General features: G+C 62.0%; 18 protein-coding genes and 1 riboswitch. Of the genes, 5 read left to right on the top strand and 13 right to left on the bottom strand.

Going from position 1 to position 21,922, the window contains the following annotated elements; translation table 11 throughout:
• The first annotated feature begins 128 nt into the window (after positions 1-128).
• The 3 genes from AC1RLZ_RS06515 (at position 129) to AC1RLZ_RS06505 (ending at position 3,583) form a co-directional block, all read left to right on the top strand.
• The gene (locus tag AC1RLZ_RS06515) at positions 129-425 is read left to right on the top strand and encodes a co-chaperone GroES (RefSeq protein ID WP_089261928.1); all 297 of its coding nucleotides are present in this window, start codon (positions 129-131) and stop codon (positions 423-425) included.
• Positions 426-521: 96 nt separating this feature from the next.
• Entirely contained in the window at positions 522-2,174 is a 1,653-nt protein-coding gene (groL, locus tag AC1RLZ_RS06510) for a chaperonin GroEL (protein ID WP_493187945.1), read from the top strand.
• A gap of 200 nt (positions 2,175-2,374) precedes the next feature.
• A complete protein-coding gene (locus AC1RLZ_RS06505) occupies positions 2,375-3,583 on the top strand; it encodes a hypothetical protein (RefSeq protein WP_493187944.1) in 1,209 nt (402 codons plus the stop codon).
• Between the two features lie 36 nt (positions 3,584-3,619).
• Here the strand turns inward: AC1RLZ_RS06505 and AC1RLZ_RS06500 are convergent, their stop codons facing one another.
• Positions 3,620-4,024 (bottom strand): META domain-containing protein, encoded by a 405-nt coding sequence (locus AC1RLZ_RS06500; RefSeq protein ID WP_371423036.1) that lies wholly within the window; start codon positions 4,022-4,024, stop codon positions 3,620-3,622.
• A gap of 156 nt (positions 4,025-4,180) precedes the next feature.
• On the bottom strand, positions 4,181-5,845 hold the full coding sequence (locus tag AC1RLZ_RS06495; protein ID WP_493187943.1) for an L-lactate permease: 1,665 nt from the start codon (positions 5,843-5,845) through the stop codon (positions 4,181-4,183).
• A 272-nt stretch (positions 5,846-6,117) separates the two neighbouring features.
• Here AC1RLZ_RS06495 and AC1RLZ_RS06490 point away from each other — a divergent pair, with 272 nt between their 5' ends.
• Positions 6,118-7,860 carry an ABC transporter ATP-binding protein/permease gene (locus AC1RLZ_RS06490; protein ID WP_493187942.1) on the top strand — a complete coding sequence of 581 codons (1,743 nt, stop codon included), beginning with the start codon at positions 6,118-6,120 and terminating at the stop codon, positions 7,858-7,860.
• Positions 7,861-7,876: 16 nt separating this feature from the next.
• Here AC1RLZ_RS06490 and AC1RLZ_RS06485 read toward each other — a convergent pair whose 3' ends face one another.
• The 6 genes from AC1RLZ_RS06485 to AC1RLZ_RS06460 form a co-directional block, all read right to left on the bottom strand.
• Positions 7,877-8,389: an HPP family protein gene (locus AC1RLZ_RS06485; RefSeq protein WP_493187941.1), complete on the bottom strand. Its 513-nt coding sequence runs from the start codon at positions 8,387-8,389 to the stop codon at positions 7,877-7,879.
• Positions 8,390-8,458: 69 nt separating this feature from the next.
• Entirely contained in the window at positions 8,459-9,448 is a 990-nt protein-coding gene (locus AC1RLZ_RS06480) for a TorF family putative porin (protein ID WP_493187940.1), read from the bottom strand.
• A 469-nt stretch (positions 9,449-9,917) separates the two neighbouring features.
• Entirely contained in the window at positions 9,918-10,544 is a 627-nt protein-coding gene (locus tag AC1RLZ_RS06475) for a hypothetical protein (RefSeq protein WP_493187939.1), read from the bottom strand.
• 99 nt (positions 10,545-10,643) lie between these two features.
• Positions 10,644-11,957 (bottom strand): glycolate oxidase subunit GlcF, encoded by a 1,314-nt coding sequence (glcF, locus tag AC1RLZ_RS06470; protein ID WP_493187938.1) that lies wholly within the window; start codon positions 11,955-11,957, stop codon positions 10,644-10,646.
• A complete protein-coding gene (locus AC1RLZ_RS06465; protein WP_493187937.1) occupies positions 11,954-13,192 on the bottom strand; it encodes an FAD-binding protein in 1,239 nt (412 codons plus the stop codon). The genes glcF and AC1RLZ_RS06465 overlap by 4 nt, the downstream gene beginning before the upstream one ends.
• A 12-nt stretch (positions 13,193-13,204) precedes the next feature.
• Positions 13,205-14,698 (bottom strand): FAD-linked oxidase C-terminal domain-containing protein, encoded by a 1,494-nt coding sequence (locus tag AC1RLZ_RS06460; protein ID WP_493187936.1) that lies wholly within the window; start codon positions 14,696-14,698, stop codon positions 13,205-13,207.
• Between the two features lie 203 nt (positions 14,699-14,901).
• Between AC1RLZ_RS06460 and cycA the strand changes: the two genes are divergently transcribed.
• The gene (gene cycA / locus AC1RLZ_RS06455; protein WP_493187935.1) at positions 14,902-15,297 is read left to right on the top strand and encodes a cytochrome c-550 CycA; all 396 of its coding nucleotides are present in this window, start codon (positions 14,902-14,904) and stop codon (positions 15,295-15,297) included.
• A gap of 64 nt (positions 15,298-15,361) precedes the next feature.
• On the opposite strand, the gene AC1RLZ_RS06450 is transcribed toward cycA, so the two are convergent.
• The 5 genes from AC1RLZ_RS06450 to AC1RLZ_RS06430 form a co-directional block, all read right to left on the bottom strand.
• A complete protein-coding gene (locus AC1RLZ_RS06450; protein ID WP_092139147.1) occupies positions 15,362-16,036 on the bottom strand; it encodes a TetR/AcrR family transcriptional regulator in 675 nt (224 codons plus the stop codon).
• 172 nt (positions 16,037-16,208) lie between these two features.
• Positions 16,209-16,526: an AzlD family protein gene (locus AC1RLZ_RS06445; protein ID WP_493187934.1), complete on the bottom strand. Its 318-nt coding sequence runs from the start codon at positions 16,524-16,526 to the stop codon at positions 16,209-16,211.
• The gene (locus AC1RLZ_RS06440) at positions 16,523-17,263 is read right to left on the bottom strand and encodes an AzlC family ABC transporter permease (RefSeq protein ID WP_493187933.1); all 741 of its coding nucleotides are present in this window, start codon (positions 17,261-17,263) and stop codon (positions 16,523-16,525) included. Before AC1RLZ_RS06440 ends, AC1RLZ_RS06445 begins: the two co-directional genes overlap by 4 nt.
• Positions 17,264-17,363: 100 nt before the next feature.
• Complete coding sequence (locus AC1RLZ_RS06435) at positions 17,364-18,488, bottom strand: ribonucleotide-diphosphate reductase subunit beta (protein WP_493187932.1); 1,125 nt, start codon at positions 18,486-18,488, stop codon at positions 17,364-17,366.
• 145 nt (positions 18,489-18,633) lie between these two features.
• Positions 18,634-21,567 carry a ribonucleoside-diphosphate reductase subunit alpha gene (locus AC1RLZ_RS06430; protein ID WP_493187931.1) on the bottom strand — a complete coding sequence of 978 codons (2,934 nt, stop codon included), beginning with the start codon at positions 21,565-21,567 and terminating at the stop codon, positions 18,634-18,636.
• Positions 21,568-21,687: 120 nt separating this feature from the next.
• Positions 21,688-21,908, bottom strand: a riboswitch (cobalamin riboswitch).
• Positions 21,909-21,922 lie beyond the last annotated feature (14 nt).

Raw genomic sequence — 21,922 nt, 5'->3', positions numbered from 1 at the left:
CCGGACGCTCAATTAGCACTCCCGGAGCGCGATTGCTAAGGGAATGAGCCGGCCGCCTTGAGCGTTCCGGCTGGATTCCTGCCCGCCTCCGTAATGGCACCCAGATCGCAACCCAAAGGGACAATCCTATGGCCAAGACCAAATTCCGCCCGCTGCATGACCGCGTCGTCGTCAAGCGCATCGTCGCCGACGAGAAGACCAAGGGCGGCATCATCATCCCGGACAGCGCCAAGGAAAAGCCGTCGGAAGGCGAAGTCGTCGGCGTCGGCCCTGGTGGTCGCGACGAAGCCGGCAAGCTGATCCCGATCGACATCAAGGTCGGCGACAAGGTTCTGTTCGGCAAGTGGTCGGGCACCGAGATCAAGCTCGACGGCGAAGAACTCCTCATCATGAAGGAGTCGGACATCATGGGCGTGATCGCTTAAGCGACGCCGCCTGCCACAAACGCTGTCATCACCGGGGCAAGCCCGGCCATGACAGCGTTTTAAGTTCACCTTTCAAGAATTCAGGAGCACCATCACATGGCAGCCAAAGACGTTAAATTCTCCGGAGACGCGCGCGATCGCATGCTGCGCGGCGTCGACATTCTCGCCAACGCCGTCAAGGTCACGCTCGGTCCGAAGGGCCGCAATGTCGTGATCGAGAAGTCGTTCGGCGCGCCCCGCATCACCAAGGACGGCGTCACCGTCGCCAAGGAGATCGAGCTCGAGGACAAGTTCGAGAACATGGGCGCGCAGATGCTGCGCGAAGTCGCCTCCAAGACCAACGACACCGCAGGCGACGGCACCACCACTGCCACCGTGCTGGCCCAGGCCATCGTCCGTGAAGGCGCCAAGTCGGTTGCTGCCGGCATGAACCCGATGGACCTCAAGCGCGGCATCGATATCGCCGTCGCCGCCGTCATCAAGGACATCACCAAGCGCGCCAAGCCGGTTGCATCTTCGGCTGAAGTCGCCCAGGTCGGCACCATCTCCGCCAACGGCGACGCCGCCATCGGCAAGATGATCGCCCAGGCAATGCAGAAGGTCGGCAACGAAGGCGTCATCACGGTTGAAGAAAACAAGTCGCTCGAGACCGAAGTCGACATCGTCGAGGGCATGAAGTTCGACCGCGGCTACCTGTCGCCCTACTTCGTCACCAATGCCGAGAAGATGACCGCCGAGCTCGAGGACGTCTATGTCCTGCTCGTCGAGAAGAAGATCTCCAGCCTGCAGGCCATGCTGCCGGTGCTCGAAGCCGTGGTGCAGTCGGGCAAGCCGCTCCTGATCATTGCTGAAGACGTCGAAGGCGAAGCCCTCGCCACCCTCGTCGTCAACCGCCTGCGCGGCGGCCTCAAGGTTGCTGCCGTCAAGGCACCGGGCTTCGGCGATCGCCGCAAGGCGATGCTGGAAGACCTTGCAATCCTGACCGGCGGTCAGCTCGTCTCGGAAGATCTCGGCATGAAGCTGGAAAGCGTCACGCTCGCCATGCTCGGCCGCGCCAAGAAGGTCGTGATCGACAAGGAAAACACCACCGTCGTCAACGGCGCTGGCAAGAAGCCGGCGATCGAGGCCCGGGTCGGCCAGATCAAGGCGCAGATCGAGGAAACCACCTCGGACTACGACCGCGAGAAGCTGCAGGAACGTCTGGCCAAGCTGGCAGGCGGCGTCGCGGTGATCCGCGTCGGCGGCGCGACCGAAGTCGAAGTGAAGGAAAAGAAGGATCGCGTGGATGACGCGCTGAACGCGACCCGTGCGGCCGTTCAGGAAGGCATCGTCCCCGGCGGCGGCACGGCTCTCCTCCGCGCCAAGAAGGCCGTCGGTCGTCTCACCAACGAGAATGCCGACGTTCAGGCCGGTATCAACATCGTGCTGAAGGCGCTGGAAGCTCCGATCCGCCAGATCGCCGAGAATGCCGGCGTGGAAGGCTCGATCGTGGTCGGCAAGATCCTGGACGAGAAGTCCGAGACCTTCGGCTTCGACGCGCAGACCGAAACCTATGTCGACATGGTCGCCAAGGGCATCATCGATCCCGCCAAGGTGGTGCGCACTGCACTGCAGGACGCAGCCTCGGTTGCCGGCCTGCTGGTGACCACCGAAGCCATGGTCGCCGAACTGCCGAAGGAAGCTGCACCGGCGATGCCGGGCGGCGGCGGTATGGGTGGCATGGGCGGAATGGGAGGCATGGGCTTCTAAGCCCTGCGCGCTCGCTCAACCGCTTTGTGATCGAAGGCCGCCTCCGGGCGGCCTTCTTTTTTGTCCTGATACAATGCGCCTGCGACTTATGGCCTTTCGCCTTGGTCGCGGTTCTGATTCAATCCCGTGATTGACCTTACTTGGGCGGATCCAGCCAAATCCGCCCGGAGACACGTCGTTCACGTCCAGGGACTTTTTAAATGCGCGCGCTTCACCTTTGCCTGCTCGGCCTCACGGTCACCGCCTCGGTTGCGACCGTCCATCATGCCTTCGCGCAGGTAAAGGCCGCGCCGAAGAGCCAGCCGGCAGGCCCGGAGACGCGCTATTTCACCTCGATCGACGGTGTCATGAACGGCAATGCCGACGTCATCCTGCGCGAGACGCGGCAGGGCAAGACCGTCACAGCCGCGACGCTTGACGTCTGCTATCCCGCCGAGAAGGGCAGCGAGCGCAAGGATCGCTTCGTCGCCAATCTGACCGTGAATGGTTCGACCCTCACCGGCGCGACGCAGACCCAGGTCGACAAGCTGCCGGTGACCATCAAGCTGAACCGCCGGCCGACCGGCGACACATTCGAATTCAAGGGCCAGATCTCGGTCGGCCAGACCAACAACAACGTGACGTCCTCGGACAATTCCGACCAGAGTGAAAAGGAATTCCAGGACAACCAGTCCACCGACGACAATATCGCACCCGCGCCGAAGGACTTCACCGAAGTCTCCCCCGAGGCCATCGCGGTCAAGATCAAGCTCGAAGCCGCGCTGGATTTCGTCCGCACGCTGCGCGGGCAGGCCGTGGAAGTCGCACTGAACAGTCTGACAGTCTCCTGCGACGCGCTACGTGCCGGCGAGCAGGTCATCAGCCTCGCCATCGATCCGGAACGCGCGGCCGCCTTCATCGCCAAGACCAAGACCTATCCCGGCGTCGTCAATGTCGGCTGGACCACCGGTGCCGTGGACATGGACCGCACCGTGCGCTTTGCGGCCGCCGACTGGCGCGATGGCGACAAGCTCAATCGCGACAAGCTGGCGACGACGCTGGCAAATGTTCTCGCCAAAACCATGTCGGGCAAGCCTGCGGGGAGTTCATGGGATGACGAGACTGGAAAACTCAAGCTGACCTTCAAGCGGCCGAGCCAGGTTCTCCCTGCGCTCGAATTGACCGAGACGGTCGAGATCAGTGCGATCATCGCTCCCGACAGGCCCGGCACGACAGACAAGCTTATCCTGTGGATCAGCACGCCGTCGGTCACCACTGCGGATGAGAACTCAGGCGCGAAGCTTGCTCTCGCGGATTCGCCGACGGTCGATGAGGAAAGCGATCCGCGCGACGACAACGGCGCCGTTGCGGCCGTCGCCGCCGAGTTCAAGGCGCAGCGTTGGGACGCGGATAATTCGAACTGGAAGTAGCCTGCTTCAATAAAGAAGCTCTCGCGGCTCCAGAACTCAGTTCGTATTCAGCCGAAACCGCAGCGACTTCGGCCCGACGAACGTCACTGCATCACCGCGTCGCTGCCAGTTGGTCGCGGCGCCCAGATCGGCCAGCAATTGATCGTCGAGCTGCGCCTGCGCATCGGTGCAGCTCCGATTTTCCATCGCACCCGCGACGAACACGATCGTATTGCCGGCGACCGAGAACTGTCCCTTGCCGCCCTTGCACCACAACTCTACCCGCGTCTCGCCGGCCTCGCCGATTTCCAGATTGGGAATCCGCTTCGAACCAGGCTGACGCTGCGCGTCGAGAGTCATTTCCATGCCGAAGGGAAACTCGTCGGCGGCATGCGCGGGGATGACAATCAGAAGTGCAGCGCCGGCAAAAGCCCCCCGCAGCAATGTGGTCATGGCAGTCATATGAATTCTCGGCGTGATGGGATCGGCGACAATGGCCGCGGTTCTACGCGGGGGCACGACGATTGACCAGAACCGTCGGGAAACAATATGGCGCGAACGCGAAAATTCCCGCGGCCTTGCAGCCGCGGGAATCGATTTTCGCGAATGGCGCGTGGCTTACTTCAGAACCATCAGTGTGAACGGATAGACATAGGCCTGCAGCATCACGAAGCTGCCGACCATGCAGGCCAGCACGATCGAGTGCCAGAACACGAAGCGCAGAATGGTGCCCTCATGCCCGAACCAGTTGGTCGCGGTGGACGCCACAACGATCGATTGCGCATCGATCATCTTGCCCATCACGCCACCCGACGAATTCGCAGCACTCATCAGAATCGGTGACAGCCCGAGCTGTTCGGACGTGATCTTCTGCAGATTGCCGAACAGCACGTTCGATGCCGTGTCCGACCCGGTCAGCGCGACGCCGAGCCAGCCGAGCAGCGTGCCGAAGAACGGGTACAGCACGCCGGTCGCAGCAAAGGCCAGACCGAGCGTCGCATCGACGCCCGACAGGCGCGTCAGCGTGCCGATGGCCAGCATCGCCGAGATGGTGATCAGCGAGTAGGCGCAGATCTTGATGGTGCGGCCATATTCCACGATCATCTTTGCGGGCGAGAAGCCCATGATGAAGCCGGAGATGATCGCCGCCAGCAACATGCCGGTGCCGGTATAGGAGACGTAGGTGAACGCGAACACCGCGCCTTCCGGCGTTGGCTTGGCGGCCACCGGCGGCACCTTGTTGATCATGTTGTGCAGTTCGGGCACCGGATAGTTCCAGGCGAAGATCGGGTTGACGATGCCCTTGAACCAGTTGGTGCCCCAGATCAGCAGGATGACGCAGAGGATGATCCACGGCGTCAGCGCCTTCCACACTTCGGCGGAGGTCAGCCTCTCGGTGCTCATCGGCTTCACCGGCGGCACGGTGGATGCGGAGTCGTCGCGCTGGCGCAGCGCGGCCGAGGTCCAGACCCTCTTCGGCTGCCAGACCTTCAGGAACAGGATCAGCGCGCCCATCGAGATCAGCGACGCACCGATGTCGACAATCCACGGATTGATGTAGTTCGAGATCACGAACTGCGGGATCGCGAAGGACAGAGCCGTGACGAGGATCGCTGGCCAGACTTCCTTCATGCCCTTCCAGCCGGCGAAGGCCCACACCACCCAGAACGGCACGATCATGGAGAAGATCGGCAGCTGCCGACCGACCATCGCGCCGAGCACGAAGGGATCGAAGCCGGTCACGGTGGCGAGGCCCTGGATCGGCGTGCCGAGCGCGCCATAGGCGACCGGCGCAGTATTCGCGATCAGCGACAGGCCGGAGGCAGCCAGCGGCGAGAAACCGAGGCCGATCAGCACGGCGCCGGTGACCGCCACCGGCGTACCGAAGCCCGATGCTCCCTCGAAGAATGCGCCGAACGAAAACGCGATCAGCAGGATCTGCAAACGTCGGTCATTGGTGACGCCGCCGATTGCGCGCTGCAGCACTTCGAAACGGCCGCTGTCCACCGTGAGCCGATACATGAAGATGACGTTGAGAACGATCCAGCCAATCGGGAAGAAGCCGGTGACGATGCCGAGCGCCGACGCGCGAAGCGACATGTTGGCAGGCATCGTAAATGCGTAAATCGCCACGAGGTTGGCCAGCACCAGGGCGATGATAGCGGCGATATGTGCCTTGACCTTGTTGGTGGCGATCAGGACCAGCAAGACGACAACCGGTATCGCGGCGATAAGCGTCGAGATCGTACTGCTGTTGAATGGATTATAGACCTGATTCCACATGGTCGTTCTCCCCTGATGTTATTGCAGCGGCTCGATCGTTATCGATCGGCAAATTGCTGATTGTTCACTTGCGAGGGCATCCACGATCGGTCAAAGCCGATAGTGCCATGGCTACGCGATGTGAGGCCCCCATGCCTCGGTTTTGGTCATGCTAGGGTGAATCACAGTTTCGCGACAAGGTGCCGCAGGCCATCAATCCAGCTACTTTAGTCTAAACGCTGGAAATCATTTCTGATTTTAAGGGCTTAGAGCCCTCTTCCCGGAGACGATCTGTGAATAACATCCGCTCCACACTCGCGACCGTCTGGCGGATCGCGGTTCCCTATTTTCGTTCCGAGGACAAATGGGCGGGGATCGGATTACTTGCAGCGGTGATTACGATCGAGCTGGCGGTGGTCGGCCTCAGCGTGTTGTTCAATCGCTGGAACAACACGTTCTACAACGCTCTTCAGGAGAGAAACCTCGACGTCTTCACCTATCAGCTGGCTTACTTCAGCGTCCTCGCGGCCATCAACATCGCACTCAAAGTGTATCAGCTCTATCTCAACCAGTGGCTCCAGATCCGCTGGCGCCGCTGGATGACCGAGCGCTATCTCGGCAGCTGGCTGGCCGACGCCAACCACTACCGCATGCAGCTGCAGGGCGACGCTGCCGACAATCCGGACCAGCGCATCGCGGAAGACGTCCGATTGTTCGTCGAAAAGACGCTGGACATCGGGATCGGACTACTGAGTTCAGTCGTCACACTGTTCTCCTTCGTAATCATCCTGTGGGGCCTGTCCGATGCAGCGCCGCTGCATGTGTTCGGCCGCGATATCCCGATCCCCGGCTATCTCGTCTGGGGCGCATTGGTGTACGCCGTGATCGGCACCGCATTGACGCACTATATCGGTGCGCCATTGATGGCGTTGAATTTCCAGCAGCAGCGCTATGAAGCGGACTTCCGTTTCAACCTGGTGCGCGCCCGCGAAAACGCCGAGCAGATCGCGCTGCTGCGTGGCGAGCCTGTCGAGCGCCAGCGACTCTCGACCCGCTTCCAGCTGGTCGTCGGCAACTGGCTCGACATCATGCGCCGCACCAAGAAGCTGACGTCCTTCACGGTCAGTTATCAGCAGATCGCGATCATCCTGCCCTATGTTCTGGTCGCACCGGCCTATTTCGCGGAGAAGGTCCAGCTCGGCGCGGTGATGCAGACAGCGGATGCATTCGGCACTGTGCAGGGCGCACTCTCGTTCTTCGTCACAGCGTATCGCACGCTTGCAGAATGGCAGTCCGGCGTGATGCGCCTCGATGGCTTCGAACACGCCATCGCCAATGCGCAGGCGCAGACGACAAAGGCCGATATCGTTCACGTCGCCGAGACCGGCAGCAGCGACATCGCGCTGGTCGGCCTCACGCTCGCGCTCCCCAACGGGGCTGCCATGGTTGAAACACCGGGCTTCAATTTCCGCCGCGGCGAACGCACGCTGCTTACCGGCCCATCGGGCTCCGGAAAATCCACGCTATTCCGCGCCATCGCCGGCATATGGCCGTTCGGCAAAGGCAAGATTTCGATCCCTGCGGATGCGGCAATCATGATGCTGCCGCAGCGGCCGTATTTCCCGGTCGGCCCGTTGCGGGATGCGGTGGCTTATCCCGCTGAGACCGACGCATTCAGCCCACAGGAGATCGCTGATGCCATCACGGCCGTAGGTCTGCCTGCGCTGGCGACCCGGCTTGATGAAGACGGCCACTGGAATCGGATGCTATCGCTCGGTGAGCAGCAGCGTCTCGGTGTCGCCCGCGCACTGCTGCAAAAGCCGCAATACCTCTTCCTTGACGAGGCTACGGCGTCACTCGACGAACCATCGGAAGCGGCTTTGTACCGGCTGCTGGAAGACGAGCTGCCTGGCACGACCATCGTTTCGATCGGCCACCGCAACACGCTCGATGCCTTGCATCAGCGCAGGGTATCGCTCACGCGATCCGGCGATCACTTCGCGCTAAGGGATGCAAAGGCCACGACGGACGCCTGAGAAATCACGCGCGCCGCTAGGACCAGTGCCGCGGCCAGGCGCGGCCTGCCGCATAACGATGCCAGACCAGCGCGAAGCTCGCGAGCAGCAGTGCGCCGACCAGCACCGGCGCGAGCAGGAATGTCCAGGGCAGTGCGTGGGAGACGACAAGCAAGGGGTTGATCCCGGCAGGCGGGTGGAATGTGCCGGTGACATACATCGCCAGCACAGCGAGGCCGACTGCCATGGCGGCCGCCCAGCCATGCGGCCCCGTCAGTTTGAGCACCACCAGCCCCACCAGCGTCGCGATGAGGTGCCCTCCGACCAGCGCGCGCGGTTGCGCCGGCTCGGCTTCCGGGGAGCCGATCACGAGGACGATCGAGGTCGCAAAAGGGATGATGACCAGCGGATAATGCGCAACGGCCGAGAAGAACTCCATCACACCGATGGCAATCCCGGCCCCCAGCCCGGCAACGGCACCAGCCAGCGCATTGCGATGATTGTTGCGACGGATCGCATTCGCGGCACGCCGCAACCAGTCCCGGTTCATGGAAGCCCTGCCCCAAAAGAAAAGAGGCGGCAGATTGCTCTGCCGCCCCTTTGATCTCAGTCGAAGTTCTTACTTCAGGTTCGACATCGCGGTCAGGTCAGCCGAGAGCTTGACGATGCCGGTCGCGCCGCACCAGCTCGAGCCAGCGCCGCCCGGGTTGATCGCGGTGACGTTGTTGGTGCCCGAAGCAGTGAAGTCCGAGGTGAAGGCGTTGCAATCACCCTTGGACAGGTTGGTGTCCGAGTAACGCAGGTCCAGCGTGAACACCTTGTAGGTGAAGCCGATGCCGACGTTCCAGGTGTTGTAGTCGGCATACTTGATGCCGCGTGGGAACTGTGCAGTGCCGTAGAAGGCATCCGAGGTGCCCAGCCACTGGCGACCGAATTCACCCGACACGTAAGAGCCGATGCCGGTCGAACCGAACCAGGTCGACGGCGCGATCACCTTACCGGTGATCGAAGCATAGGTGCCGTCTGCGCCGGTGTTGAGGAAGTTCGGCGAGTAGAAGGCGTTACCGCCGAGCGAGAAGTAGTCATTGAAGGTGTAGTTCAGCTTGGCATAGCCTTCGTAGAAGCTGACGTCTTTCTTCATTGCGTTCAAAGCGGGAAGCGCCGAATTCGATCCAAGCGCGCAAACGCCACCACCGCCGAGGGTCGAGTCGATGCACTGGCCACCTGGATAACCGTAGTACCAGAAGCCGAAGTCAAACGCAGCAGCGCCCCAGGTCGGGCGGATACCGAAGTAACCGTCGAGTTCCATCGAAGCGCGGTTGGTGAAGGAGATGCTCTCACCCGACACACCAGCGTAAAGCTGGACGTCCTTGGTGATGTTGTAGCGCGGTTCGAAGTAAGCGGCGACAGAACCCTTCTGGCCGTTCGACTGGGTGACACCGCGGAACACGTAGTTGCTCATGATCGCGCCGCCGAAAGCGAAATCCCAAGGATTGAAGGCTTCAATCGGCGGAGCCTTCTTGTACATCTTCGCGCCCAGGTCGGCTGCCGAAGCCGCGCTCATCCCCATGGCGAGCACCGCAGCAGACACGACAACAATCTTCTTCATGACATTCCCCATCACTTTTGAAACCAGAGGCAGTTCCGTGTCCGAAAGACGGCGAGACCGCGACGTTCATCGACTGGACGCAACTCTGGGGCGTGGAACCTGAGCGGTGAAGAAAAAAAAACGAGCAAATGCCGCCTAAATAGGCGTTCTGACGTTTCCGTGAGAGGTTGTGGCGCGGTGTTGCAAAAGCACAACGCTTTTGGAGGGATTCCGGCCAGGAATAGTCCAGTAAGGAACGACCAGCGGTCGGGAATTGCGGATCATCACCCTGTCACCAGCAGATCAATCCACACCCATGAGGGCCTGCCAAGTCGGGATCGTCCGAATCGCTGGCAACATCGGGAAACCGGCATCGGTTGAGGCGCACGATTCGCGACGGCGCCTGACCAAGCAAAAAACCGCAACGGCGAGCGCTGCGGTTTTCCGGAGTTTATCGGCGAGTCAGGAACGCGGACTGAATCCGGTTCGACTATCTGGTTTCGTCGTGATCGGGCGACGTATCGCCAGGAGATTCGATCGCCGTCGTCTCGCCTGAAGAATGCCCTTCGACCGGTGAGGGATCATGCTCCCCCGTCGCCCAGCTCGGCGTCTCGGCGGCCGGCGCCGTCATCGGCGGTTCGACCGGCTTCGGCTTGGAGACGCGCGGCTTGCGCGGCGGCTTCGGCGGCATCGCAACCGGCACCGACGCCTCGACCACGGCCGGCGCGGGCGCCGTGCTGGTCAGCAGCGCGGAAGGCACCTTCACGGTCTTCTTGGCAGCTTTCTTTGGTGTCGCTTTCTTGGCGGCCTTTTTCGGCGCGGCCTTCTTCACGGCCTTCTTGGCGACAGTCTTCTTCGGCGCCTTTTTGGCCGCCTTTTTTGCGACCTTCTTGACGGCTTTCTTGGCGCCTTTCTTGGCCGCCTTCTTCACGGTCTTCTTGGCTGATTTCTTCGCGGATTTCTTGGTGGCCTTCTTGGCCGCTTTTTTCACAGTCTTTTTCGCTGATTTCTTGGACGTCTTCTTGGAGGACTTCTTGGCGGGCTTCGCCGCCATCAAAAGCTTCTTCTGCTTTTTCTTGTCCTTCTTGTCCTTTTTCGACTTCTTGCCTTTAGCCATCGTGGTCCTCCTGTTGGCGCCGATCCAAAAGGGACCAGCGTTTCAAGTCTTCCGCGCCAGCGCGGGGCCAGTTTAACGCGGGGCCGATGTCACATTAGATCAGTTCAATCCTGGCCTGGGACCGCCTGTCGCCCAATCGAGAAGCTCAATCGTATGTACGACCGGGACTGATGTCCCTCCGGCGATCTGAACCATGCAGCCGATGTTGCCGGCAGCGATGATATCCGGCTTGACCATCGCGATGTTGGCGATCTTTCGATCGCGCAACCGGCTCGCAATATCAGGCTGGAGAATGTTGTACGTCCCCGCCGAACCGCAACACAAATGGCTCTCTGGGATATCTTTCACCACGAATCCGTTCTTGGAAAGCAATTCTTTGGGAGCCTGTGTGATTTTCTGCCCGTGCTGCAGCGAACACGCCGAGTGATAGGCGACGACGAGGTCGCTTTGTTTGTCAGGCTTCGGCAGATCCATGGCGCTAACATACTCGCTGATATCTTTCGTCAGCGCAGAGACCTTGGCGGCCGGCGCGGCGAATTCCGGGTCCTCGCGCAGCATGTAGCCATAGTCCTTTATGACAGTCCCACAGCCGGACGCGGTGACCAGAATGGCGTCGAGACCGCCCCGGTCCGCCTCCCCAAGCCAGACGCCGATATTGGCTTTTGCCCGTGCCAGTGCGTCACCATCGCGCCCGAGATGATGGGTGAGCGCACCGCAGCACTGCTCGTCCCGAACCAGCACCACCTCGATGCCATGGCGGGTGAGAAGGCTGATCGCAGCCTGATTGATGCGCGGCGCAAGCACCTGCTGGGCGCATCCCTGCAGGAGTGCCACGCGACCACGACGGGCGCCGATAGCCGGAAATACGCTGCCACCGGATGGGCCGGCAGCAGGTAACTGCTTCGGCGCCATGGTCAGCATCGCCTTCACGCGGCTAAGCAGATTCGGGCTGGATTGCTTGCTGGTGGAAGGCAGCAACGCCGCCAGCGGGCGCGCCAGTCGCGCCATGGTCATGCTCAGGCGAAACAGACCGGGGCGCGGCAGCACCCAGGCCAGCACGTCACGCAACAACCGTTCGGATAGCGGCCGGGTGTAGTCCTTCTCGATCTTGACCCGCGCCTGATCGACCAGATGCATGTAGTTCACGCCGGACGGGCAGGTCGTCATGCAGGCGAGGCAAGAGAGGCAGCGATCGACATGCTTGACCACCTCCTGCGTCGGTTTCTGATCTTTCTCCAGCATCTCCTTGATCAGATAGATGCGGCCGCGCGGACTATCCAGTTCGTCGCCGAGCAGCACATAGGTCGGACAGGTCGCCGTGCAGAAACCGCAATGTACGCATTTGCGCAGGATCTTGTCGGCCTCGGCGATATCCGGATCGGCCAGCTGGGTCGGGGTGAATTCGGTTTTCATATCGCCTGTCCACGCGACATCCGGCCGCGATTGAGAATGTTCTTCGGATCGAAACTGTTGCGTACGCGCTCACCCAACGCCGCGATGCCTTTGGGCTGCGGGTGAAATACGTCGACGGCGCGGCGCACGGATTCCGGCGCGCGGATCAGCGTCGCATGACCGCCAGCCGCATTGACCAGCTTGCGAAGTTGCACCGCCTGCGCATCGGCCGATGGCGGCAGCGCCGCCCAGATCAGGCCACCGCCCCAGTCATAGATCACCTCGCCTTGCGAGCCTTTCGCAATGGCCTGGCCAAGCGTACCGCCGGATGCCGGCGGCGTCACGATGCGCCATACCGGCCACATCGCGCGCGGGCCGCTGGCTGCGAATGGCGTCACATCCCGGACACCCGCCCACAATGCCGCGGATTGAGCATCTTCCAGTATCTCGGCGCTGCCGAACGCCTTCAGTGCGACGCTCAACGATATCGCGCGATGCGACGCCGATGCCGTGATGCCCTCAAGGCGGATCAGCGTCACCGACTGGTCGGGCGATGCTATCTCGCCAAGCGCTCCCTGCATGGTGCGCAACGCCGAACCCGGCAGATGCGCCGCACCCGACACATCGAAGGGCGAGCCCAGCGCCGCCGTCATCGCCTTGTTCGCGGCGATGTCATCGAGCCCGCGCAGCACCAGCGTACGCTCACTCTCCGCGCGCGGCATCACCTTCAGCGTCACCTCGGTCATCACGGACAGAGTGCCCCACGCGCCGGCGAGCAGCTTGCAGACATCGTAGCCTGTGACATTCTTCACCACCCGGCCGCCAGCCTTGTAGCTGTCGCCGAAGCCGGACACCGCATGCACGCCGAGCAGATGATCGCGCGCACCGCCGGCCTGAATGCGCCTTGGCCCGGCGAGCCCGGCCGAGATCATGCCTCCGATGGTGCCGATATCCGGCGTTCCCAGGAGCTGTGACGTGTTCATCGGTTCGAACGAAAACTGCTGATTCTTGGAATCGATCAGCGAGAGCACGTCGGCCATCGGCGCGCCGGCCTGTACGGTGAGAATCAATTCGTTCGGCTCATAGGACGTCACGGCGTTCAGCGCCGACACGTCGAGCACCGCATTGGTCGCAATGGGCTGGCCGACCATGCGCTTGCTGCCGTGCCCGACAATCTCCAGCGGTTGTTCGCTCGCAATTGCCGCGCGTACCGCCTGCTCGACGTCCTGAGCGTCTCTGACTTTCAAAATATCCACGGATGCGTCCAACTAAAATCGCGGCAGATCGGGAAACGCCAGCTTGCCGCCATGCACATGCACGCGACCGAGTTCGGCGCAGCGATGCAGTGTCGGAAACACCTTGCCGGGATTGAGTAGACCCTGCGAGTCGAAGGCGCATTTGATGCGTTGCTGCTGGTTGAGATCGACCTCGCTGAACATCTCCGGCATCAGGTCGCGTTTCTCGATGCCGACACCATGCTCGCCGGTCAGCACGCCGCCGACCTCGACGCACAGCCGCAGGATATCCGCGCCGAAATCCTCGGCGAGCTGCAGCTCGCCGGGCTTGTTGGCGTCGTACAGGATCAGCGGATGCAAATTGCCGTCACCAGCATGAAACACATTGGCGACGCCGAGGCCGTATTTGGCCGACATTTCCTTCATGCGGCGCAGGACCAGTGGCAGCGCGGCGCGCGGGATGGTGCCGTCCATGCAGAGATAGTCCGGCGAGATGCGACCTACTGCAGGGAATGCCGCCTTGCGACCGGACCAGAACAGCAGCCGTTCCTGCTCGGAAGTCGATATCTGGCAGGTGGTCGAGCCACAGCCGAGCGCTATTGTCTCGACGCGTTTGATGAGTTCATCGACTTCGACCCCGGGGCCATCGAGCTCGATGATCAGCAGTGCCTCGACGTCCAGGGGGTAGCCGGCATGCACAAATGCTTCCGCGGCGTGGATCGCCGGCTTGTCCATCATCTCCATGCCGCCGGGAATGATGCCGGCGCTGATGACATCGGCAACACATTGCCCGGCCTGCTCCACCTCGGCAAAGCCGATCATCAGCGCGCGCGCCGTCTCCGGCTTCTGCAGGATACGCACGGTGATTTCGGTGATGACACCCAGCAGGCCTTCGGAACCGGTGATGATCCCCATCAGGTCGTAGCCCGATGTCTCCGCCGTCTTGCCGCCGACGCGAATGACTTCGCCCGACATCAGCACGATCTCGCAGCCGAGCAGATTGTTGGTGGTCATGCCGTATTTCAGGCTGTGCACGCCGCCGGAATTCTCCGCGACATTGCCGCCAATCGAGCAGGCAATCTGCGACGACGGATCCGGCGCGTAGTAGAAGCCCGCATGCGCCACCGCCTGGCTGATAGCGAGATTGGTGACGCCGGGCTCGACAACCACGGCGCGGTTATCGAAATCAATCTCGCGCACGCGCTTGAACTTGCCAAGACCAAGCAGCACCGCATCGGCCAATGGAAGTGCGCCACCGGACAGTGACGTGCCCGAACCGCGCGGCACCACCTTGATGCCGTTCTCATGACAATATTTCAGAACTTTGGAGACCTGCTCGGTCGTATCGGGCAACACGACGACCATCGGCGGCTGGCGATAGGCCATCAGCCCGTCCGACTCATAGGGCAGCATCTCGGCAGCGCTGGAGATCACGCCCTCGCCCGGCACCAGCTTACGCAGCGCAGCGACAATGGCCTCGCGCCTTGCGAGGACAGCCTGATCCGCCGCCGGCATCATGATGGTCATTGAACGCGCACTCCCGAAGATCGCAGCGATCACCCTGCTGCTTTGCCATGAATCAACCACGTCCAGGCCGCTTTGGGTAGCTTACCAAAGCATGACGCGCCACATGACGCCGGGACGCGCGGCAGCAGCCATCGCACTTGTGGACTACTCGGAGCGTGTGCAACAAACTAAACTGGAAAGCCAACAAACAAAAAGAGCCATCCATGAAGTCTGTCACTTTCGGCGCCCTGATCGTTCTCGCCGCCTCGACCGCCTCCTCCTTCGCACTTGCACAGGACGTCGCCGCTGGGAAGTCCTCCTTCAACAAATGCCTCGCCTGCCACGCCATCGGCGACAACGCCAAGAACAAGGTCGGTCCGGAACTCAATGGATTGAACGGCCGCAAATCGGGAACCGCCGAGGGCTATGCCTATTCGGACGCCAACAAGAATTCCGGCATCACCTGGGATGAAGCGACGTTCAAGGAATACATCAAGGACCCGAAGGCCAAGATCCCGGGCACCAAGATGGCCTTTGCCGGCATCAAGAAGGAATCCGAGGTCAACGACCTGTGGGCATTCCTCGCGCAGTTCGACAAGGACGGCAAAATCAAGCCGTAAGCGCTGGAGCCTTTTGTTTTGACGCGTTTTCTTGACGCGAACCGGCACCCGCTTGGCAAACGCGCTAGGCGCCAGCCGCCATCTTGGTCGGAAGCACGGCCTGCACCACAAGCCCGCGTGCGCGGGCATCCATCACGCCAACGGCGCGCAGCGCCAGCAGCGTGACGGTCTGCACTGCGTCGCGCAACTTGGCCTGATCTTCGAGATTGTCGGGCGCCATCGGCCCGACCAGCGCTTCATGCAGGGCGCCGAGCAAGGCCGCGGCCGCGAGTGCCGTATCCTGCGCCGGCAAATGACCGGCGCGAATGGCGGCCGCGATGCGGGATTCGATCTCGCCAGCAATCTCGCGGCGACTGGCCAGCCGCGACTCCGTCACATCGACCTCAACCGGCTCGGCCAGGATGCCCCACGATAATTTGCGGTGAGAAACGACATGCACGGCCACCGTGGTCACCGCCGCGGCCAGCGCCGACGACGGACCCGGCGCAGCGTCGGCAGCCCGGCGGATCGCCGCGAGCTCGTCGCGCGACACGTCGGCAATGAGTTCGGAAATCAGGTCGGCCTTGGACGGGAAATACCGATAAACCGTGCCCGCTGCGACATTGGCGCGAACCGCAACCGGAGCGATCTGAACCGCCGCCATGCCCCCTTCGGCGCAAGTTTCGCGTGCCGCCGCCAGAATCGCACTGCGTCGTGCTGCAAGCCGCTTCACAACTTGATGGGTCCGTCGGTAAACCATGGGCGTTCTCATCCCCGGCACCCCTTGGCCAACCTGACGGCTGTCACAAATAAGGTGCGTAACTTCAAGGTTTTGAGCGAGCCTGAGGGTGCCCGCGATAAGAACTGAACACTAGTTCAGACTCATTGACAAGGTATTTTGCGCATAGCGGGATTCAACTTTTCGGGTAGATCTAGCCGCCAAATCCGAGCGCGCGGGCGGCCGCGGCCACTGCCATGCCGGTGATGACGGCAATGAAGTCGTTACGGCGGATGATGGTCACGGCCATCGCGGCGAGGATCGCGAAAACCACCACCGCCCCGCCATTGACGGCCACAGGGAGCGCGGCGGCGACGATGATCGAGCCCGGCAACGCGTCGAGCATCCGGCGCACCCGCGGCGTGACGTTGACGTAGCCCATCAGCCAGTAGCCGCCGAGGCGCGAGGCCACGGTGACCGCGGTCATGACTGCGAAGGCGATCATCACATCGCTGCGCAGAAATTCCGTCATGCGGACGCTCCCGACTTTTCGGGCTCGTCCATGAGCCCGGCACTGATCGCGCCCGACAGCGCACCGGCGATGATGAACCACCAGCCAGCGGCCAACCAGTGAACGACGAGGGCCACGATCCCGGAGACCACCCACGGGATCGCCCGGCGCGGTCCCTTCCAGGCCGGAACGAGCATGGCCGCGTAGAAGGCAGGCATGACCAGATCGACGCCGTATTTCTTGGGATCGGTCAGTTGCTCGGCAAGCACGAAGCCCGGGATCGCGGCGACCAGCCAGACCAGATAGAGCACGATGCCGCCGCCGACATAGAACCAGGCATCGGCGCCGCCGTGATCGCGATAGCGCATCGCCGCGAGCCAGCCGCCATCGGTCACCAGCAGCATCGCGGGATAAGCCTGCCATGGCGGCAATGTGCCGAACCACGGCCGCAGCGTCGCGCTCATGAGCATGAAACGGACATTGACCGTGAGCGTGAGCAAAGCCAGCGTCGCGATGGTACCCGGCGTCAGCGCGCTCGGCCAGGACTGCACGGCGACGAATTGCGACAGGCCGCCATAGACGGTGCCCATCATGACAATGACTTCGGCCAGCGAAAAGTTCTTCTGCGCGCACAGTGCGCCGAACGCCATGCCGAAGGCCAGCGTGCCTGGCAGCATCGGCCCGATAGCGATGATGCCCGGCACGATAGCGGCCTTCGACCAGTATGCCGGCGCCTTGGCAATGTGGGTGCTGTGCATGATCGATCCGTGTGATGCAGCATGGGTGCTGGCATCACACAGTCAGGTCAAGCCACGCGATCTCATAAGGGCCATGCGCGCTTGGATATGAGACCAAAGACTACTCCCAGTTCAGCGCGCCGCCGTTCTGATACTCGATCACACGCGTTTCGAAGAAGTTCTTCTCCTTCTTCAGGTCCATCGCTTCCGACATCCACGGGAATGGATTTTCCGTTTCCGTAAACACCGGCGCGAGACCTATTTGCGCGCAGCGGCGGTTGGCGATGAAGTGCATATAGGTTTCGCACAGCGCCGCATTCAGCCCGAGGAAGCCGCGCGGCATGGTGTCCCGCCCATAGGCCGCCTCGAGCTCGGCGGCCGTCCGGATCATGTCGCGGATTTCTTCCTGGAATGCCTTGGTCCAGAGATGCGGATTCTCGATCTTGATCTGATTGATGACGTCGATGCCGAAATTCAGGTGAATGGATTCATCGCGCAGGATGTACTGATACTGTTCGGCAATGCCCACCATCTTGTTGCGGCGGCCGAGCGACAGGATCTGCGCAAAGCCCGTGTAGAACCACATGCCCTCGAAGATCACGTAGAAGGCGACGAGATCGCGCATGAAGGCCTGATCGGTCTCCGGCGTGCCGGTCTTGAAATCGGGATCGTCGAGATGCTGGGTGTGCTTGAGCGCCCAGGCCGCCTTCTCGGTGATCGACGGCACCTCGCGATACATGTTGAACAGTTCGCCCTCGTCGAGGCCGAGGCTTTCGACGATGTACTGGAATGTGTGCGTATGCACGGCCTCCTCGAACGCCTGGCGCAACAGATACTGCCGGCATTCCGGATTGGTGAGGTGGCGATAGATTGCCAGCACGATATTGTTGGCGACGAGGCTCTCCGACGCCGCGAAGAAGCCGAGATTGCGCTTGATGGCGCGGCGCTCGTCTTCGGTCAGGCCGTCGCGGGACTTCCACAGCGCGATGTCTGCCTGCATCGAGACTTCGGTGGGCATCCAGTGATTGTTGCAGCCGGCGAGATACTTCTCCCACGCCCATTTGTACTTCAGCGGCAGCAGCTGATTGACGTCAGCGCGGCAGTTGATCATCCGCTTTTCATCCACCGAGACGCGGCCGCCAGCGCGATCGATGGTGCCAAGGCCGGTGGCGTCGGCGGGAGACTGCGGGAGTGGGATGAAGGCGTTTTTTTGGGGAGCGGATGAGGTATCGGACCAGTCGAGCATGGGGTTTTCCTTGCATATTTGTTCGGCCCTCATGGTGAGGAGCCCGCTTCTTCAGCGGGCGTCTCGAACCATGAGCGTGGGCCATCCTTCGAGACGCGGCCAAGAGGCTGCTCCTCAGGATGAGGTCAGTGTGTTTGGCACACCCTTACTGACACGCCTCGCATTCGGGGTTGTCGATCGAGCAGGCCATCGCTTCGGACAGGTCCGGCGCGGTGACCGCGGAGGATGCCACGAGAATCGGCGCGCCTGCCGTCTTCGCTGTCGCCACCGTTGCCGACACCGCGTTGAGCTTGCCGTCGGTGCCCTTCAGCGTCGATTTCTCCACATGCGTGGCACTGCGCGAGCGCAGGTAGTAGGTCGTCTTCAATCCCAGCGTCCAGGCGAGGCGATAAAGCTGGTCGAGCTTCTTGCCGGAGGGATTGGCGATGTAGAGATTGAGCGACTGCGCTTGGTCGATCCATTTCTGCCGGCGCGAGGCCGCCTCGATCAGCCAAGCGCTGTCGATCTCGAATGAGGTCGCATACAGCGCCTTGAGATCGTCGGGCACGCGGTCGATCGATCCGACGCTGCCGTCGAAATACTTGAGATCGGAGACCATCACCTCGTCCCACAGCCCGCGCTTCTTCAGATCGCGCACGAGAAACGCGTTCACCACCGTGAAGTCGCCCGACATGTTCGATTTGACATAGAGGTTCTGATAGGCGGGCTCGATCGACTGCGCGACGCCGCAGATATTGGAGATCGTCGCCGTCGGCGCGATCGCCATCACGTTGGAATTGCGCATGCCGGTCGTCTTCACACGGTCCCGCAAGCCATTCCAGTCGAGCGTGATGGAACGATCCATCTCCACGCCGCCCCGCGCAGCGGCCAGGATTTCGATGGAGTCGATCGGCAGAATGCCGCGGCTCCACAGCGATCCCTCAAAGGACGGATAACGGCCGCGCTCGGCGGCGAGATCGACCGATGCCGAGATCGCATGGAAGGCAATCGCTTCCATGCTGGTGTCGGCGAAGGCGACGGCAGCGTCCGACGCCATGGCGATGCCCTGGACCTGCAGGGCGTCCTGGAAGCCCATCAGGCCGAGACCGACCGGACGATGCTTGAGGTTGGAGCGGCGTGCTTCCGGGATGGTGTAGAAATTGATGTCGATGACATTGTCGAGCATTCGCATCGCCGTGGTCACCGTGCGCTTGAGCTGTGCGTGATCGAGGCCGTCCTTGCCGATGTGGTTCAGCAGATTGACCGAGCCGAGATTGCAGACGGCGACTTCATCATCCGACGTATTCAAAGTGATTTCGGTGCAGAGATTCGACGAATGGATCACGCCGACATGCTGCTGCGGCGAGCGCAGGTTGCACGGGTCCTTGAACGTGATCCAGGGATGGCCGGTCTCGAACACCATGGTCAGCATGCGGCGCCACAGATCGGTGGCACGCACCGTCTTGAACACGCGCATCTCGCCTCGCGCGGCTTTCTCTTCGTAGGCCGCATAGCGCTCGGCAAAGGGCTTGCCAAAGAGATCGTGCAGCTCAGGCGTTTCGTCAGGCGAGAACAGTGTCCATTCGCCGTCAAGCTCGACGCGCTGCATGAACAGATCCGGCACCCAGTTGGCCGTGTTCATGTCGTGGGTGCGGCGGCGGTCGTCGCCGGTGTTCTTGCGCAGATCGAGGAATTCCTCGATGTCGATATGCCAGGTTTCCAGATAGGCGCAGACCGCGCCCTTGCGCTTGCCGCCCTGGTTGACGGCGATGGCCGTGTCATTAGCGACTTTCAGGAATGGCACCACACCCTGGCTCTCGCCATTGGTGCCCTTGATGTGGGCACCCAGCCCGCGCACGCGGGTCCAGTCATTGCCGAGACCGCCGGAATATTTCGCCAGCAGCGCATTGTCCTTCACCGACTTGAAGATGCCGTCGAGATCGTCGGCGACCGTGGTGAGGAAGCAGGACGACAGCTGCGGGCGCAGCGTGCCGGAATTGAACAGAGTCGGCGTCGAGGCCATGAAGTCGAACGACGACAGCAGATTGTAGAATTCGATGGCGCGGGCTTCGCGGTCGATCTCGCGCAATGCGAGGCCCATGGCGACGCGCATGAAGAAGGCCTGCGGCAGCTCGATTCGGTTGCCCTGCACATGCAGGAAGTAGCGGTCATAGAGCGTCTGCAGACCCAGAAACTGGAACTGGAGATCGCCTTCCGGCTTCAGCGCCGCGGCGATTCGCTTGAGGTCGAAACGCGCGAGTTCAGGATCGAGCAGTTCGGCATTGATGCCGGTCTTGATATAGGCGCTGAAATATTCGGCGTAGCGCGTGGTCATGTCAGCCTGCGACGCATGCGTCGGACTGCCATGGACGAAGGACAGGACTTCGGTGCGCAGCTTGTCGAGCAGCAGGCGGGCGCTGACAAAGGTGTAGTTCGGTTCCTGCTCCACCAGCGTACGGGCGGCCATGATACCGGCCAGTGCCAGCTCATCCAGCGTGATGCCGTCATAGAGATTGCGGCGGGTTTCCTCGAGCACCGGGGCGGCATCGACGCCATCGAGGCCGGCGCAGGCCTCGTTGACGATCAGCGCCAGACGCGCCGAATCGAGCGGCGCGCGCGTGCCGTTGGCGAGCGTGACATGCAGCACTGGCGCGGTGGAGACGAGCGCAGGCTTGGCGGCCAGTTCCTCCGCGCGGGTGCGGGCGCGCTCCTCGCGATACAGCACATAAGCGCGCGCCACCTTGTGATGCTCGCTGCGCATCAGCGCCAGTTCGACCTGGTCCTGCACATCCTCGATATGGAAGGTGCGCCCCTCCCCGACACGGCGCGTCAGCGCGGACACGACATCGCCGGTGAGCTGTTCCACCGCTTCATGAACGCGGCGCGACGCGGCAGCGGTGTGGCCCTCGACGGCGAGGAACGCCTTGGTCATCGCCACGGAAATCTTGCTGCCGTCGAAGGGCGACACGGTGCCGTTGCGGCGGATAATCTGCATCGCAGGTTCGCGCGCAGGCGCAGCGAGCGTTTCCGGCGACAGTTGAATCGGCGGCGCATGGGCCGCATCGCGGCCGTTGGACAAGACGGAAGATGAAGTAGGCATCGGCAAGACCCCGTGTGATGCATCAAGCAGTGGGGGCTGGGGCCGAAAGGACGCTGCAAAATACACGGCGGAGATCCCGCCGGCATTGCCTGCAAGCGACCGCTGGGACACCCCGCCCATGGACGTTCTGGTGTCGCGGCAGGTCTCCTGGCTCGCAGATTCAAGCGCTTGTTTCTGTCTTCCCAATGCCGACAGGACATCAGTGACTTCAGGCGAAACAAACTCTCTGCTTACAGTTGCGGGGGCAGCGCCGGAATTGGACGCGAAAACAACGTCTTCACCGGCTTCCCTCTTAGCCACCAAGTCTTGCGACAAGGCGGACCGTGACGTCTACATTTGGTGTGACCCGCGGCAG

It is taken from the genome of Tardiphaga sp. GW822-FHT04G09 (assembly GCF_058800725.1).
Note: the sequence above shows the minus strand (reverse complement) of the source record. Positions and strands in the feature narration are given on the sequence as shown.